At 62.7% G+C, this 12,300-nt stretch carries 19 protein-coding genes and 1 pseudogene; 9 read left to right on the forward strand and 11 right to left on the reverse strand.

All coding sequences use genetic code 11. The features are described 5' to 3' along the window. Positions 1–216 carry a hypothetical protein gene (locus tag QUH67_RS17415; RefSeq protein WP_300947887.1) on the reverse strand — a complete coding sequence of 72 codons (216 nt, stop codon included), beginning with the start codon at positions 214–216 and terminating at the stop codon, positions 1–3. 231 nt (positions 217–447) lie between these two features. Here QUH67_RS17415 and cysK point away from each other — a divergent pair, with 231 nt between their 5' ends. Together cysK and QUH67_RS17425 are read left to right on the forward strand one after the other, a co-directional pair. After that, a complete protein-coding gene (cysK, locus tag QUH67_RS17420; RefSeq protein WP_300947888.1) occupies positions 448–1,425 on the forward strand; it encodes a cysteine synthase A in 978 nt (325 codons plus the stop codon). Between the two features lie 2 nt (positions 1,426–1,427). Beyond that, positions 1,428–1,667, forward strand: a complete 240-nt coding sequence (locus tag QUH67_RS17425; RefSeq protein WP_300947889.1) for a BrnA antitoxin family protein — start codon at positions 1,428–1,430, stop codon at positions 1,665–1,667. Between the two features lie 107 nt (positions 1,668–1,774). Here QUH67_RS17425 and QUH67_RS17430 read toward each other — a convergent pair whose 3' ends face one another. Then, a complete protein-coding gene (locus tag QUH67_RS17430; RefSeq protein ID WP_300947890.1) occupies positions 1,775–3,196 on the reverse strand; it encodes a caspase family protein in 1,422 nt (473 codons plus the stop codon). 176 nt (positions 3,197–3,372) lie between these two features. Further along, entirely contained in the window at positions 3,373–4,251 is an 879-nt protein-coding gene (locus QUH67_RS17435; protein ID WP_300947891.1) for a DMT family transporter, read from the reverse strand. A 183-nt stretch (positions 4,252–4,434) separates the two neighbouring features. Here QUH67_RS17435 and QUH67_RS17440 point away from each other — a divergent pair, with 183 nt between their 5' ends. Further along, a complete protein-coding gene (locus tag QUH67_RS17440; protein WP_300947892.1) occupies positions 4,435–4,833 on the forward strand; it encodes a RidA family protein in 399 nt (132 codons plus the stop codon). A gap of 65 nt (positions 4,834–4,898) precedes the next feature. Continuing rightward, positions 4,899–5,105 (forward strand): hypothetical protein, encoded by a 207-nt coding sequence (locus QUH67_RS17445; protein WP_300947893.1) that lies wholly within the window; start codon positions 4,899–4,901, stop codon positions 5,103–5,105. A gap of 81 nt (positions 5,106–5,186) precedes the next feature. On the opposite strand, the gene QUH67_RS17450 is transcribed toward QUH67_RS17445, so the two are convergent. The 3 genes from QUH67_RS17450 to QUH67_RS17460 all read right to left on the reverse strand — a co-directional run bounded on the left by QUH67_RS17450 (position 5,187) and on the right by QUH67_RS17460 (position 6,829). Next, the gene (locus QUH67_RS17450) at positions 5,187–5,618 is read right to left on the reverse strand and encodes a hypothetical protein (RefSeq protein WP_300947894.1); all 432 of its coding nucleotides are present in this window, start codon (positions 5,616–5,618) and stop codon (positions 5,187–5,189) included. A 67-nt stretch (positions 5,619–5,685) separates the two neighbouring features. Continuing rightward, positions 5,686–6,027: a hypothetical protein gene (locus QUH67_RS17455; RefSeq protein WP_300947895.1), complete on the reverse strand. Its 342-nt coding sequence runs from the start codon at positions 6,025–6,027 to the stop codon at positions 5,686–5,688. Positions 6,028–6,229: 202 nt separating this feature from the next. After that, positions 6,230–6,829 carry a formyltransferase family protein gene (locus tag QUH67_RS17460; RefSeq protein WP_300947896.1) on the reverse strand — a complete coding sequence of 200 codons (600 nt, stop codon included), beginning with the start codon at positions 6,827–6,829 and terminating at the stop codon, positions 6,230–6,232. Positions 6,830–7,028: 199 nt separating this feature from the next. On the opposite strand from QUH67_RS17460, the gene QUH67_RS17465 reads away from it, so the two are divergent. Further along, complete coding sequence (locus QUH67_RS17465) at positions 7,029–7,460, forward strand: DUF5413 family protein (protein WP_300947897.1); 432 nt, start codon at positions 7,029–7,031, stop codon at positions 7,458–7,460. On the opposite strand, the gene QUH67_RS17470 is transcribed toward QUH67_RS17465, so the two are convergent. After that, positions 7,424–7,684 carry a hypothetical protein gene (locus QUH67_RS17470; RefSeq protein WP_300947898.1) on the reverse strand — a complete coding sequence of 87 codons (261 nt, stop codon included), beginning with the start codon at positions 7,682–7,684 and terminating at the stop codon, positions 7,424–7,426. The genes QUH67_RS17465 and QUH67_RS17470 overlap by 37 nt on opposite strands. Positions 7,685–7,774: 90 nt before the next feature. Between QUH67_RS17470 and QUH67_RS17475 the strand changes: the two genes are divergently transcribed. Continuing rightward, positions 7,775–8,275, forward strand: coding sequence for a hypothetical protein (locus QUH67_RS17475; protein ID WP_300947899.1), 501 nt, complete (start codon positions 7,775–7,777; stop codon positions 8,273–8,275). A gap of 150 nt (positions 8,276–8,425) precedes the next feature. On the opposite strand, the gene QUH67_RS17480 is transcribed toward QUH67_RS17475, so the two are convergent. Then, positions 8,426–8,821 carry a hypothetical protein gene (locus tag QUH67_RS17480; protein WP_300947900.1) on the reverse strand — a complete coding sequence of 132 codons (396 nt, stop codon included), beginning with the start codon at positions 8,819–8,821 and terminating at the stop codon, positions 8,426–8,428. A gap of 561 nt (positions 8,822–9,382) precedes the next feature. Between QUH67_RS17480 and QUH67_RS17485 the strand changes: the two genes are divergently transcribed. Together QUH67_RS17485 and QUH67_RS17490 are read left to right on the forward strand one after the other, a co-directional pair. Then, positions 9,383–9,544: a hypothetical protein gene (locus QUH67_RS17485; RefSeq protein ID WP_300947901.1), complete on the forward strand. Its 162-nt coding sequence runs from the start codon at positions 9,383–9,385 to the stop codon at positions 9,542–9,544. A 278-nt stretch (positions 9,545–9,822) separates the two neighbouring features. Next, on the forward strand, positions 9,823–10,329 hold the full coding sequence (locus QUH67_RS17490) for a hypothetical protein (RefSeq protein ID WP_300947902.1): 507 nt from the start codon (positions 9,823–9,825) through the stop codon (positions 10,327–10,329). On the opposite strand, the gene QUH67_RS17495 is transcribed toward QUH67_RS17490, so the two are convergent. The 3 genes and pseudogenes from QUH67_RS17495 to QUH67_RS34975 all read right to left on the reverse strand — a co-directional run. Continuing rightward, entirely contained in the window at positions 10,330–10,554 is a 225-nt protein-coding gene (locus tag QUH67_RS17495; protein WP_300947903.1) for a hypothetical protein, read from the reverse strand. Positions 10,555–10,828: 274 nt separating this feature from the next. Next, positions 10,829–11,140, reverse strand: a complete 312-nt coding sequence (locus QUH67_RS17500) for an H-NS histone family protein (protein WP_300947904.1) — start codon at positions 11,138–11,140, stop codon at positions 10,829–10,831. A 635-nt stretch (positions 11,141–11,775) separates the two neighbouring features. After that, a pseudogene (locus QUH67_RS34975) lies at positions 11,776–11,868 on the reverse strand (choice-of-anchor K domain-containing PEP-CTERM protein); the annotation flags it as partial. Between the two features lie 155 nt (positions 11,869–12,023). On the opposite strand from QUH67_RS34975, the gene QUH67_RS17505 reads away from it, so the two are divergent. Then, entirely contained in the window at positions 12,024–12,239 is a 216-nt protein-coding gene (locus QUH67_RS17505; RefSeq protein WP_300947905.1) for a hypothetical protein, read from the forward strand. The last annotated feature ends 61 nt before the right edge of the window (positions 12,240–12,300 follow it).

Here is a 12,300-nt window from a genome sequence, read left to right on the forward strand (position 1 = left end):
TCAGTTGCAGGCGAACCTTTTGACCGAATGCTTGGTCACGAAGCCGTAACCGCAGGTATCGCAGGTCCAGAGATAACTGATCGCGTTGTCGGTGAGGTAGGCCGACGCTTCCGCCGCGACCATGGTATCCGCACATACAGGGCAGGTCGGCAGATCACATCCGCGTGGATCGGGCCGAGACGTTAGGGTCGACTGGGCTTCAGCAATTGCTGACATCGTGACCTCCTTTGCGATCCAAGCCGCACTCTCAGTTCGCAACTAAAGTATAGTCACAATATTTGACGTAGTGGCAACACAAATGCGTTGCTTTGACGAAATTTAGCGACGCCTCATTTTGCGCTGCAGCGAATTCTTCGCTGATGAGATTCCGGCTTGCGCATCGCGCTGGCCGGCTCCTAAGTAAGGAGAACCGCAAAATCCCCGCATGATTGTCACAGGAGCGTTCAGATGGATGCGTCGTCAACCGCGAGTGCAGTGCAGCGTCCGGGGCGAGGGCGGGTTTTCGACTCCATCGTCGACGCGATCGGCGATACGCCCATTGTCCGCTTGCGCAAGCTGCCGGCGGCGCAAGGTGTAACTGCAACCATCCTGGCCAAGCTCGAATATTTCAATCCCGCTGCAAGCGTGAAGGATCGCATCGGCGCCGCGATGATCATCGCGATGGAAAAGGCCGGTGTGATCAACGCCGACACCGTGCTGATCGAGCCGACCTCGGGCAACACCGGCATCGCGCTGGCCTTTGTCGCGGCCTCGCGCGGCTACCGGCTGAAACTGGTGATGCCGGAGTCGATGTCGATCGAGCGGCGCAAGATGCTGGCCTTTCTCGGTGCCGAGATCGTGCTGACGCCTGCAGCGCAGGGCATGAAGGGCGCGATCGCAACCGCCGAGGAGTTGCTACGCACGACGCCCAACGCGGTGATGCCGCAGCAGTTCAAGAACCTCGCCAATCCCGAAATTCACCGCCACACCACGGCCGAGGAAATCTGGAACGATACCGGCGGCAACATCGATTACTTCGTAGCGGGCGTCGGCACCGGCGGCACCATCACCGGCGTCGGACAGGTGCTCAAGCCCCGCAAGCCATCGCTGCGGGTGGTGGCCGTCGAGCCGGAGGAAAGTCCGGTGCTGTCGGGCGGCCAGCACACCCCGCACAAGATTCAAGGCATCGGTGCCGGCTTCGTTCCGGACATCCTGGATCGCTCCGTGATCGACGAGATCGTCAAGGTCAACGGGCCGACGGCGATCGAGACCTCGCGCGCGCTGGCTCGGATGGAAGGCATTCCCGGCGGCATCTCCTCCGGAGCCGCGATCGCAGCGGCTCTGCAGATCGGCAAGCGGCCCGAGAGCGCGGGCAAGACCATCCTCGCGATCGTGCCGTCATTCTCCGAGCGGTATTTGTCAACCGCTCTGTTTGAAGGAATCTAACGATGGCGGATCAGCCGCGACGGCCGAGAACCCTGAACGATGCGCGCTCCGAGGCCGAGGCCGCGTTCAAGCGCACCACCACCAAGGTGGCCGAAGCGCCGCCAAAGCCCGCCCGGCTGCCCGGCGTGAGGGAACTGGTGTCGCTGCGCATCGATCAGGATGTGCTGGAATACTTCCAGGAGGGCGGCCCCGGCTGGCAGGATCGCATCAACGAGGCGCTGCGAAAGGTGGCAGGCAAATAGGCCGGACCGTCCGCGCCGGCACCCCGGCAGAATGACTGTATCAGTGACGGCATCAGTGAAAAGGCCCGGGACGAGCCCGGGCCTTTTTGCTGGTGAGCGTTTGTTTGTCAGCGCAGCATGCCGCCAACCACGCCGCCGATGAAGCGGCCAGCGCCGGCCGGATCGGGGCCGGGGGCGGGGGCATACTGCCGCTGGGGCGGCGGAGCCTGATGCTGGACCTGCGGCTGCGCCTGCTGCTGGCTCGTGGTCCGGCGCTTGGGGCGGTCTTCCTCGGTGCTCGCGGTCGGTGCCGCCGCCACGATCTCGGTCAGCAGCGCCTTGTGCTGCAGCGTGTTGAGATAGCCGCTTGCGGGATAGCCGCGGGCGGTCTGCCAGCGCGTAATCACGCTGCGGGTGCCCTGATCGAACTGTCCTGTGATCTTGGTGTCGAAGCCGAGCCCGGTAAGGCGGCGCTGCACGTCGCGACGCTTGTTCTTGTCGAGGCCGATCTGGTCTTCGGTGGTCTGGTTGGCCTCGTCTTTGAAGGTCGCAGGATCGATGCCCTTGGTCAGGTTGCGCGTGGCATCCGGCTTCGGCCCCGCTTCCAGGGAAGCGATGCGCGACAACGCCAGCGAACGGAACTGGCCATTGGGATAGGTGCTCAGATAGGCGTTAAGTTCCTCCGGCTTGTTGGAGTCCTTGATCGAGCGCCAAAACTCCAGTTCGACGTCGCTGCCGGCGGCGGGCGTCTGCAAGGTGGCCGCCACCGCTCCCGGGGCGGGCGCGCCGTTCAGATAGACCGTGCCGATCAGGTTGGTGTGACCCCAGGGCAATTGTCCCTTGTTGGTCTCCTCATTGACCTGGGCGCGGACCTTGGTCATCGCCTGCTGGATCTCCATGCCGGGCTGGGTGAGGTTGGCGAGCAGCGCGCGGGTGAACGGGCTGTTGTTGCCTTCCTGGCCGTCGAGTGCGGTCTGGCCCGGGCCGGTGGCGAACGCGATCAGCGTGCCTTCGCCGGATTTCATTTCGGCGAGACCGGTCTGCACGTTGACGCTGCGGGTCGCCGAGTTCGACTTGATCTTGGCTGCGAACGGATTGTCGCGGCAGGCATCGAGGAACACCAGTTTGACCTTGGCGTCGCCCATGGTCTGCTCGAGCGTAAGGTCGATGTTGATCGCGGCGCCGAGCTTGACGTCCATTTCGGATTTGATGTCCGCGTCGACCGGCAGCAGATAGTTGGTGCCCGAGATGGCGATGCCATGGCCGGCGTAGAAGAACAGTGCGACGTCGGCGCCCTGCGCCTTCTTGCCGAAGTCGAGCAGCCGCTCGGTCATCTTGTCGCGCGTGAGATTGGAGCCCTCGACCACTTCGAAGCCGACATTGCGCAGCGTTGCGGCCATCGCCTTCGCATCGACCGACGGGTTCGGCAGCGGGGCGACGTTCTTGTAGGCGCCGTTACCGACGACAAAGGCAACCCGCTTGTCGGCGCTGGCGGCGCCGACGGTGAGGACCGTGCAGATGACAGACAGAATGAGGGTTGGGAAGCGCATAGGAAATCCCCCTGCAGAATCGATAAAAGGCTTTGGCTTCAACGCTGGCCGAACATTACAGAAAACAGCCTGCTTCGCGCCACAAAAAAGCGGCCCGACCACCAAATCCGGTGCCATCCGTTACCGTTGCGACACGCGTCGCGGCGTGATCTAGATCACAGCCACGCCAATAAAATTCAGCTTGGGGCCGCCGCCTTGGTCGGAGGAGCAGGTTTCAGGTTCAACAGATTGCCGGTGAGGATCAGCATGGCGCCCAGCACGGTGAACAGGTCGAGCCGTTCATCGTAGATCAGCCAGCCCGCCATCGCGCTGAGTGGAACCCGCAAAAAGTCCATCGGGATCACGACCGTCGCGTCCGCATGCAGCATCGCGCGCGCCATGCAGTAGTGGGAGAATGTGCCGCAAATCGCGATCAGCACGACCCAGCCCCAGAGATGGACTGGCGGCCACGCCCAGACGTAGAGCGCGGGAAGCAGTCCCGCCGCAGATTGCACCACCAGCATCCAGAACATGATCGCGAGCGGTTTTTCGGTGCGGGTAAGCGACTTGACCATCGCGACCGACACGCCGAAGCCGACGGCCGCCGCCAGCGCGGTCAACTGTCCGGGATCGACCTCGCTGGTGGCGGGACGAACGATCACGACGACGCCAATGACGCCCAGCACGATTGCCGTGATCTTCCAGATCGTCATGCGCTCGCCGAGGAAGCTCGCGGCCAGGATTGCAGTCCAGATCGGCATGGTGAATTCGATCGCCACCAGCTGGCCGATCGGGATCAGCGTCAGCGCAAAGAACCAGCCGAGCTGCGCGCCGTAGTGAATGAGATTGCGTGACACGTGCTCCGGCAGCCGCGTCGTCCTCATCATGGCAAAACCACCGCCGGCGCGGATCAGCGGGTACAGCAGCAGGAAGCCGAGAACCGAACGCAGCTCCATCAGCTGGAACACGTTGATCTCGCGCGCCGCCTCGCGTCCGGCGACCGTGATGATCAGCATCAGGGCGAGCCAGCCAGCCATCCACAACGCAGCCAGGGTCTTGGATTGTGTGCGGTCCATTCGGGAAGCCGGGGGTCAGGGCAGGCCGGTATCGGCGAGCGCGTCCCGATTTGCAATGCGCTTCAGCGGCGGGGCAGCGATGCGCCGGCCCAATTTCAGGGTGGGAGCGCGCCTGCGTTCAATGCTAAGGGATCGTCATTCCGGGCGTCGCCGCGCAACGGAAATTGAGGAGGAACCCTGCCCATGCGAATCTTGCAACCGGCCGAATGGTCGAAACCCCGCGGCTTCTCGCACGGCGTCGAAGTCGACGGCCCCGGCAAATGGATCGTGCTGGCCGGCCAGACCGGCGGTGACGAGAAGGGCGATTATGCCCCCGACATGGCCGCCCAGGTCGGCACGGCGCTGAAGCGCGTCATGAAGCTGCTCGGCGAAGCCGGCGCCGGACCGGAACACATCGTTCGCCTGACCTGGTACCTGACCAGCCGCAGCGAATACGAAGCCGCAGGTCCCGGCATCGGTGCGGCCTGGAAGGAAACGCTCGGGCGCAATTTCCCGCCGTCGACCCTGCTCTATATCGACGGTCTGGTCGACGTCAGGGCCAAGGTTGAGCTCGAAGTCACTGCCTACGTCCCAACAGCCTAACGCGGCGAGACCGTGCGCAGTCCACGCTGGCCGCGCTGGAAAACACAAAAGGATATCGTGAGCCCATGACGACCACCACCCGATCGACCTCCGCTGACTTCGTAACCGCCTTCGCAACCGGCTGGCCCGAGCATCAGCCCGACATCATGGTGCTGTCGCTGACCACGCAGCGGGGCGTCCAGGATTTTGCGTTCAACAAGGAGCAGGCTTTGTTGATCGCCAAGACGATCAAGGAGACCGCGGCGAAACTCGAAAAGCCCAAGACGAGTTAAAAACGAGATAGGTGACTGCAACTGTCGTCGCCCGCGTTCGCGTTAGGGGGCGATGACAGTTTGAGGGGTGGGGAAACAGATCTACTTCGACAGCGAAATATTGGCCGCACGGAACTGGCTGTCGGCCTTCATGGTAACCTGCTGCTTGGTGCCGCTCGTCTTCAGCGAGATGCTGGAACTGAAACCGGCTGCTTCGGCGATCACCTGGAAACTGCCGTTGGCGCCGCGTCCCTGGATGCTGCCGCCGACATTGCGGCTGGTTTCGCTCCATTTGCCGGTCACCTCGCCGCCTGCTGCGACCACTTCAGCCAACAAATTGAATTTGTAGGCGTCGCTTGCGCAGGTGAGGTTCATGTCCATGCTGGCACCGCTGACCTTGTAGGTCGCGCGGCAGCGAATCCGCTCGCTGGAACCGTCATCCAGCGACACGGTTCCGCTGCCTTGCCAGTTGCCGGCCATGCCGCTGAATGCGCTCGACTGGGCGTGGCTGTTGGTGGCCGAAAAAGCCGTCATAGAAAGAGCGACGACTGCGAAAGCCAGCCGCCGCGCCCGGGTCAGAAATTCTGACGACCGATGGGTCTTATTGACGGGACGCTTCCCATCGACCGCTGCACGCGACACCTGCTGAGGCCCCATTCCATTTCCCCGATCCGGAGTTGCCACTGAGTTGACCGTTCGCATATGCGCCATTGATCGAGACTTTCACAAGCCCCCCGCTGCCGACGCTGCCGGAAACCGGACCGCCTGAAATCTTGCCGTCGGTGACGTTCACGGTCGAGGTGGTCTGCGCGTCGCAGCTGCCCGTTTTTGTGACAACGGTAACCTGCCAAAGGCCGTCATAAGGCGACTGGGCGGAGGCAGGAACTGCGGCGAAAGCGAAAAATGAAACAAACAACATGTTGCGGATGCGGCTGGAACGCATGGATCAAAATCCCCGAAATGTGTGTGATGACGCGCCTTATCCGGTCACAATGTGTCCAAACTTGGATGCGCCGCAGCACAAGTAGAAGTTCCTTTCATTTCAAACACATCAAGGTGAATCCGGTTCCCCGCCGGGAACGCTAAAATTCACATTTGCCACGATTTTGTAGTGAATCAGGATGGATTGAGGTATTATGGTAGAGTTAGTGATCCCGCTCCGAAAGGCTTGGCGCCTTGGTGGCGAACTGCTCGTCCTGCGGTGTCGCGGGCAGGCTGCCATGGAGTTTGGCATGGTCGATCACGCCGGCCAGCAGCTTCTGACCCAGCGGCGCCAGCGCACGCTCCCACAGCTCCCGCGCCGTTTCCCCCTTCTTGACGAACACCCATTCCTGCGCGGCGATGGAGCCGGCGTCCATCCGCTCCGCGAGGTGATAGACCGTGCCGCCGGCGATCGGGTCGCCCTCCTTGATGGTCCACTCCACAGCGGCGATGCCGCGATGCCGGGGCAGCAGCGAAGGGTGGTAGCCGATGCCGCCAAGCCTTGAGGCAGCGAGCGCCTCGGCGGTTACGCGGGCATGGCTGTGCGCCGTCACGATCAGGTCGGTGCCAGGCGCGATCTCGGGGGCGACAACGCGTTTCGGATCGGCCTGCACCACCACCTCGATACCGGCAGCCCGCGCGGCGGCGGCCAGCCGGTCCTCGCCGTCGTGGACGACGATGCGGGCGATATCGACCCCTTGTTGGCGCAGGGTGTTGAATGTCGTCACGCCAAAATGGCGGGAACCGACCAGGGTAATCCGCATATGTTCCGTCCGTCGTTGATCAGGCGATATGCCCTAGCACACCATGACGACCAGTTTCGACGCCGGATCCGGGGCATCCGGGTTATCAACAGGCCGGCCGAAGCCCCGGGGGCGGCCCAGCGTGCGCGGCGTCACAGCGGGCGTGCCCCGTGCAGCGCTAAGCTCGGGGCCGGATAGGCCAACGAGAGACCCCACCAGCATGACACGCTTTCTGATCTTCGCCGCCATGGCGCCGCCGCTTGGCTTCGTCGTTGCATTCTGGGTGATGCTGCAAGTCGCGAATTGGCTGGCGGGCGGCCCCACTTCCTTCGACGTTGCCCAGATCATGATGCTGCCCACGATATACTTGGTCGGGCTGATCCCGGCGCTGCTGGCGGCGTGGTTCGATCACACGCTGGCGAGGCGCCAAGCCTCGTACCGCATCGCGCGCACGGCGTTGTTCGGCTATGCAATCAGCTATCTGCCGCTGACGGTCGCGTTCTGGATGGGCCTGCCGCTCGGGCTGGACGTCCTGCTGCTCGGCCTCATCGGCGCGGTGCCATCGGCGGTTTGCTCATGGCTGGCGGCGGAAGGGCAGGCGGCCGATTTCTTTCGTCACCACGACAGGATACGCAGCGCCGGCCGGGTATAGCTCGGGATTGGTTCCTGGACCGGCCCTGATTGCTGCTCGGCCGCCATCTGCAGCCGCGCCCGCAGGTCGGCGCTGCATTGCTTCATCTGGTTGCGCAATTCGCGTCGGCTGAAGGTGGTGAGCGAGGGGTCGGCGAGTTGCTCCCAAGCGGCGCGCAGCCACTGTTGCAGGGCGCGGACATCATAGTCGCGGATATCGGAATCGAGGATCTCAGGCTGGTCCATTCCGCCGGAATCTCAAGATGTGATCGCGCCGTGATTAGGCCTGATTCTCGCGCCGACGCCTACACCGTCGCAGTACTGACGGAGCGAAAAATGGCGATTTTGACCGGCGGCCCGGCAGCAGACGGGCTGGATGCGAGGGAACGCGCGCGCCACATGACCGTTGCCTGCATACCGTTGAGAGGCTGCTCGATGTCCCGCAATCCGGCGTTCGTATTCCTCGTGTCGTTTGTCCTGGCCGCTCCCGCCAGCGCGTTCGCGCAGTTGACACCGCCCGCGGGTTCGGCCGGCGCCGGCAATTCGGCGATCTCCGGCGTGCCGTTTGGCCCCGCCAACCCGAGAGCGCTGTCCGATCCCAGCGGCATCGGCAACGCCGCAAACACGCCGCCGCTGCGCCCCAACCCTCCGCCGCCCGCCGTCTCCTACGGTTCGGTCGATCAGGCGGCACCGCGCGCGCGCGTGGTGAGGCCGCCCTATGCCGGCGCCTCGCAGCGGATCACCAGCGCACGGCAGGGCGGGCCGCGAAAGCCGCCGCTCCGTCGCCGGGCGCGCCCGGAGGTGAGCAGCTTTACGGGGATTTGCCGAGGTTGCTAGCGAGCCTGATCCGGCAAATGGAAACCGGCTTTCTCTCGCGACAGATGCGGACGCGTTTGCGCAGGGATAAGTTAAGCCGGGAAGGTGCGATCATGAAGCGATTCCTTCCAATCGCGTCATGATCTTGCACCGAAGCGCGAGCGCGGCAGCTCAGTCGCGGTAATAGTAGCGGCCCGGTGGCGGGCGCCGGTAGTATCCCTCGCCGTAATATTGACGGCCTTGCTGAAACTGCGGCGGAACCATTCCGGTCGGGTAGCATCGACCGTCGCGGCTATCGAGGTCAGTGCCGTGGCCACAGGGTACGGGATAGCGGCCATCGCCGCGGTAGTGGCGCTGATATCGCCTCGCGGCCTGATCTTGCGGAGGCAGGTAGCCATTCGGATAGCATAGACCGTCGCGGGCGCTCAGATCCCAACCGTGGCCGCATGGCGGCGGATGCGCCGGAACATGGTATTGCACATTTTGGCGCAAGGCGGGCGCGGCGGCGGGTTCAGGTATCACGATCAACTGGGCAGCCAGTGCCGCAGCGGCGATGCTGACGATCATAGTCATTCTCCGGTAAAATCAGAAGCTGCCAGCGCTTCACGACGCGCAGACCAGTCGCATCATGAACGAGGTGCAGTCGTTGCATCCGTCCAATTATATCAATTCACGCGCTGAATGTCCGATGAATGTATTCGAATGCCGCAGGCCACATGGGTGTCAGATCTGTGCGCGCTATCGCGTTTCGCAGCAGCCGTTCAGGCGATAGGGGCGTCCCCGTTGGTATTACCGAACGCCGAGGCCTTTTTGGGAGCGAAGCTGTGGGAGCTTGGGCCTTCAAGGCTCACCAACCGGGCGCGTCGGGCAAATGCCAGCCAACCCGCGTTCGCAAACCGGAGGATCCGATCGTGGGCGTGAGGGCGCCGCATTAAAGGCACGCCGGGTGAAGGAAGGGCGAAGCTAGCCCGTACGATAAGCATCCAGCGCGTGTGCTGCGAATATCGCCACACTGATACAGGCCAGGATCGTTGCAGAGAGTTCGATCATTGCTCCGCCTCCCGCTCACCGATCGTGGCGAGGAATCTGTTGCGCGACTGCTTCCAGATGAAATCGAAGATGACTTGCATGGTCGAACGTCCCTGTTTTGTTATCAACCAGATAGACCGCGCTTTGTTTCAGGACGTTTTCGTCCGCCCCGGAAAATGGTTTCGTCCGGGCGTGGTCCGTAAACTGAATGATGACAATTTCGCGGCAGGCGCGCATGCTTCTGCGACACCAGCGGAGTGATTCGAGCATGCTGGAAGCGATCGTATTGTTGCTGGGCGTAAGTACCTTGGGCCTGATCCTCATCGCCTTCTGGGGCCTTGACCTGCGTGGGATGCGCCGTCGAAGAGGATAGGCGCTTGTAGGCATCGCGGGCGGGCGGGCGTCGCCGCAATCGGCCGCCGGTATCCGCCTGCCGCTCCCTGCGACCGTCCCCTCCGGTAAACCAACGATTAACCATGAATCGCTAGGGTTCGCTTGCGACTGGGCGGTAACCGTCCGGTTAAGCGGGAGCGCATTCCATGCCCGTCGAAATGCTGACGTATGCCCAACTGGGCGAAAGACTGACGATTTCCCCGGAGGCAGCCCGGGCATTGGTGAAACGACATCGATGGCCGCGTTCGCGCTCCAACGATGGCAAGACGCTGGTCCAAGTCGATCTTACCGAAATCAGCCATTCCCCGATCGCACGACCGCCGCAGGCCCAGTCCGGTCAGCAACTGGTCAATTCGCTGAAGCAGAAGATCGAGCAGTTGCAGGCCGAGCTGGTCGAGGCAAAGGCCATCGCCAACGGTCATCGTGCCGACTTCGAGCGGGAATGCGAGCGCACGAACAAGCTGCTGGCCGAATTGCTGAAAGCGACTTCGGAAGGGATGGGAGCCCGCGAGCGGGCGGCTCTGCTCGAAGGCAAGTTGTCGATGCTGACGCAGCCCTGGCGGCGCCGGCTGGTCGATGCGTTCAGCCTTGCCTTGCCGCAGGTCGCCAACCCGCGTGAAAGCGCGGCCAGCGCAGCTCCATCGCACAACTAATTAGGCCCGAGCTGCTTCAGTCGCGCATTCCTGCTTCACGCGACAGGACGGATCGGCCCGCTCCGGATCCGCGCTGATGACGGTGGTGAGGGCTATGGCACCAATGGTGACGATGTCCCGCCGTCTCCAGCCATGGCGTGTGCCGGGATTCCCGCGCCCGTCATTTTGGCTATTGGCGTTCGGATAGAACGGGGCGCGCCGGCCCGGATTGGTGATCCAGCACATTGCGCGGGTCTGCTACGCCAGCGGATAGCCGAGGTGGCGTTCGAAGCGGCGGCGACGGTTTGCCGAGATCAATGCGCGGACTGCGTATCCCGAACCGAATCCGGATGCAAAGACAGCCATCAGCAAGATCAGGGAAGTTCTGAAATCCATTGTTCCACCGGTTAAGAGAAGCCCGACCGGAGACAATAAATTTGAGCGGAAGTTCGTTCCTGATACCCGGCAAAAACCCACCTGCAGGCAGTCCCGTCAGCGCGCTGGTTCTCGCTGCCGATGCCTATTGGATCCTGAACTCGTCGACGCTTCGGCCGTCCGCGAGCATTTCGGCCATCCAGCGCGGGGTTTTGCCCCGGCCCGACCACGTCACTGAGGGATCGTTCGGGTTTCGATATTTCGGCTCGACTTTGGGGTAGGGCCGGCGTTGCGGGATGTCCTTGGGCGAACCGCCGAACTTGCGGCCGAGCTCGTCGAGCTGGCCCTGAAGCTTGCGCTTTTCGTTCTCAAGTTTTCGATCAAGCACGTCAATGATCCTCTGGTGCAGGTCCCAGAGGTCATCCAGCTCCATCTTCTCCAGTTCTCGGTCCTTCATAGCCCGCCCCAGGCAACGATGCGATTCGCAGCATGCGATGGAAAACTTAATAAAAGAAAAGCCGCCGGGAGGCGGCCTCTCGAACTGAATGCTGGTCGATCCAAGAATAGTCCTTTGGTGCTTGCGCCGATAGCGATTATGCGACCGTACGACTACGGATCAGGAATCTGGCTGCATCATCTGTTGGCAGAAGGACCGGTTTGCCTCGCTACGAGGCAGGCGCACCTTGCGAGGGTCACCGCGCGGCGGCTCAGGTTCTGCGTTCGCCGGCGCCATGCCGCGCCTGGGCGCGTTGGGAAAATGCGCGTGTCAAAACGATTCGCCGCCGGGCTCGAAATGCATTGTCCCGGCGGCGTGTTGTCTCAGACTGAGTCGCTGAAATCCCAGTCTGTCGGTCGTTGGCAACGCCCGAGTCTATGGGGGGCGGGGCCGCCTTTAGGGCACGAAGCGGCCCCTGGTCGCGCAGTACTCAGACGGGGACTAATCGCCATCTGCGCGGCCTGCTGCCACGGTAGAGATGTCTGGATCGGCCGCAACGAAACTCGCGCGTTAAGCTTGATGCCCGCGTTTCGGGTTAAATCTGGAACCGAAGAAAATCCGCAGGACTGATCAGGCTGTGCCAAGCGCGGTGGCCGCTTGCGGCGGCGACAGGTCATGTAGCCCACACCAGCAAAGCCAGGGATCATCACGACCCAGGTGGAGGTCTCGGGTACGGCTTCCGCCACTGTGAACTTCGGACAGCAGGTCGAGCCGGCGGAGGCGCCGAAACAGTTAAGAAAGCGCTTCGAGTTGGTCGACGGCCCGGAGCGCCGGGATAGTCGAACGTTTATCGTAACCGGCTTCGGGGCTGGAACAGGCGCCGGGCGCCTCTCATAATTCGAGGATGGCAAGTAGCATATGGACGATCGAGCTTTTCAGCTGCCCGGGCTGCGGGTTGCCCTACACCGCGACGAGGGAGCACCATCCGGACAAGCATTCCGGCAAGTTCAAATGCGAGGTTTGCGAGACCAAAGTCCACGAATGGTCGGGCAATTATGACTTCTTCGACTGGAAAGTCGACGTGGTGAAGTCGCCCGTATTCGGGAAACGCTGGAGCTGATCGGGCATCGCAATCGCAAACCTGTGATGCCAGCCGGCACCCTCAAGTGAACTCAACCCGG

Origin of the sequence: Bradyrhizobium roseum, assembly GCF_030413175.1 — a bacterium.
Classification (GTDB): Bacteria; Pseudomonadota; Alphaproteobacteria; order Rhizobiales; family Xanthobacteraceae; genus Bradyrhizobium; species Bradyrhizobium roseum.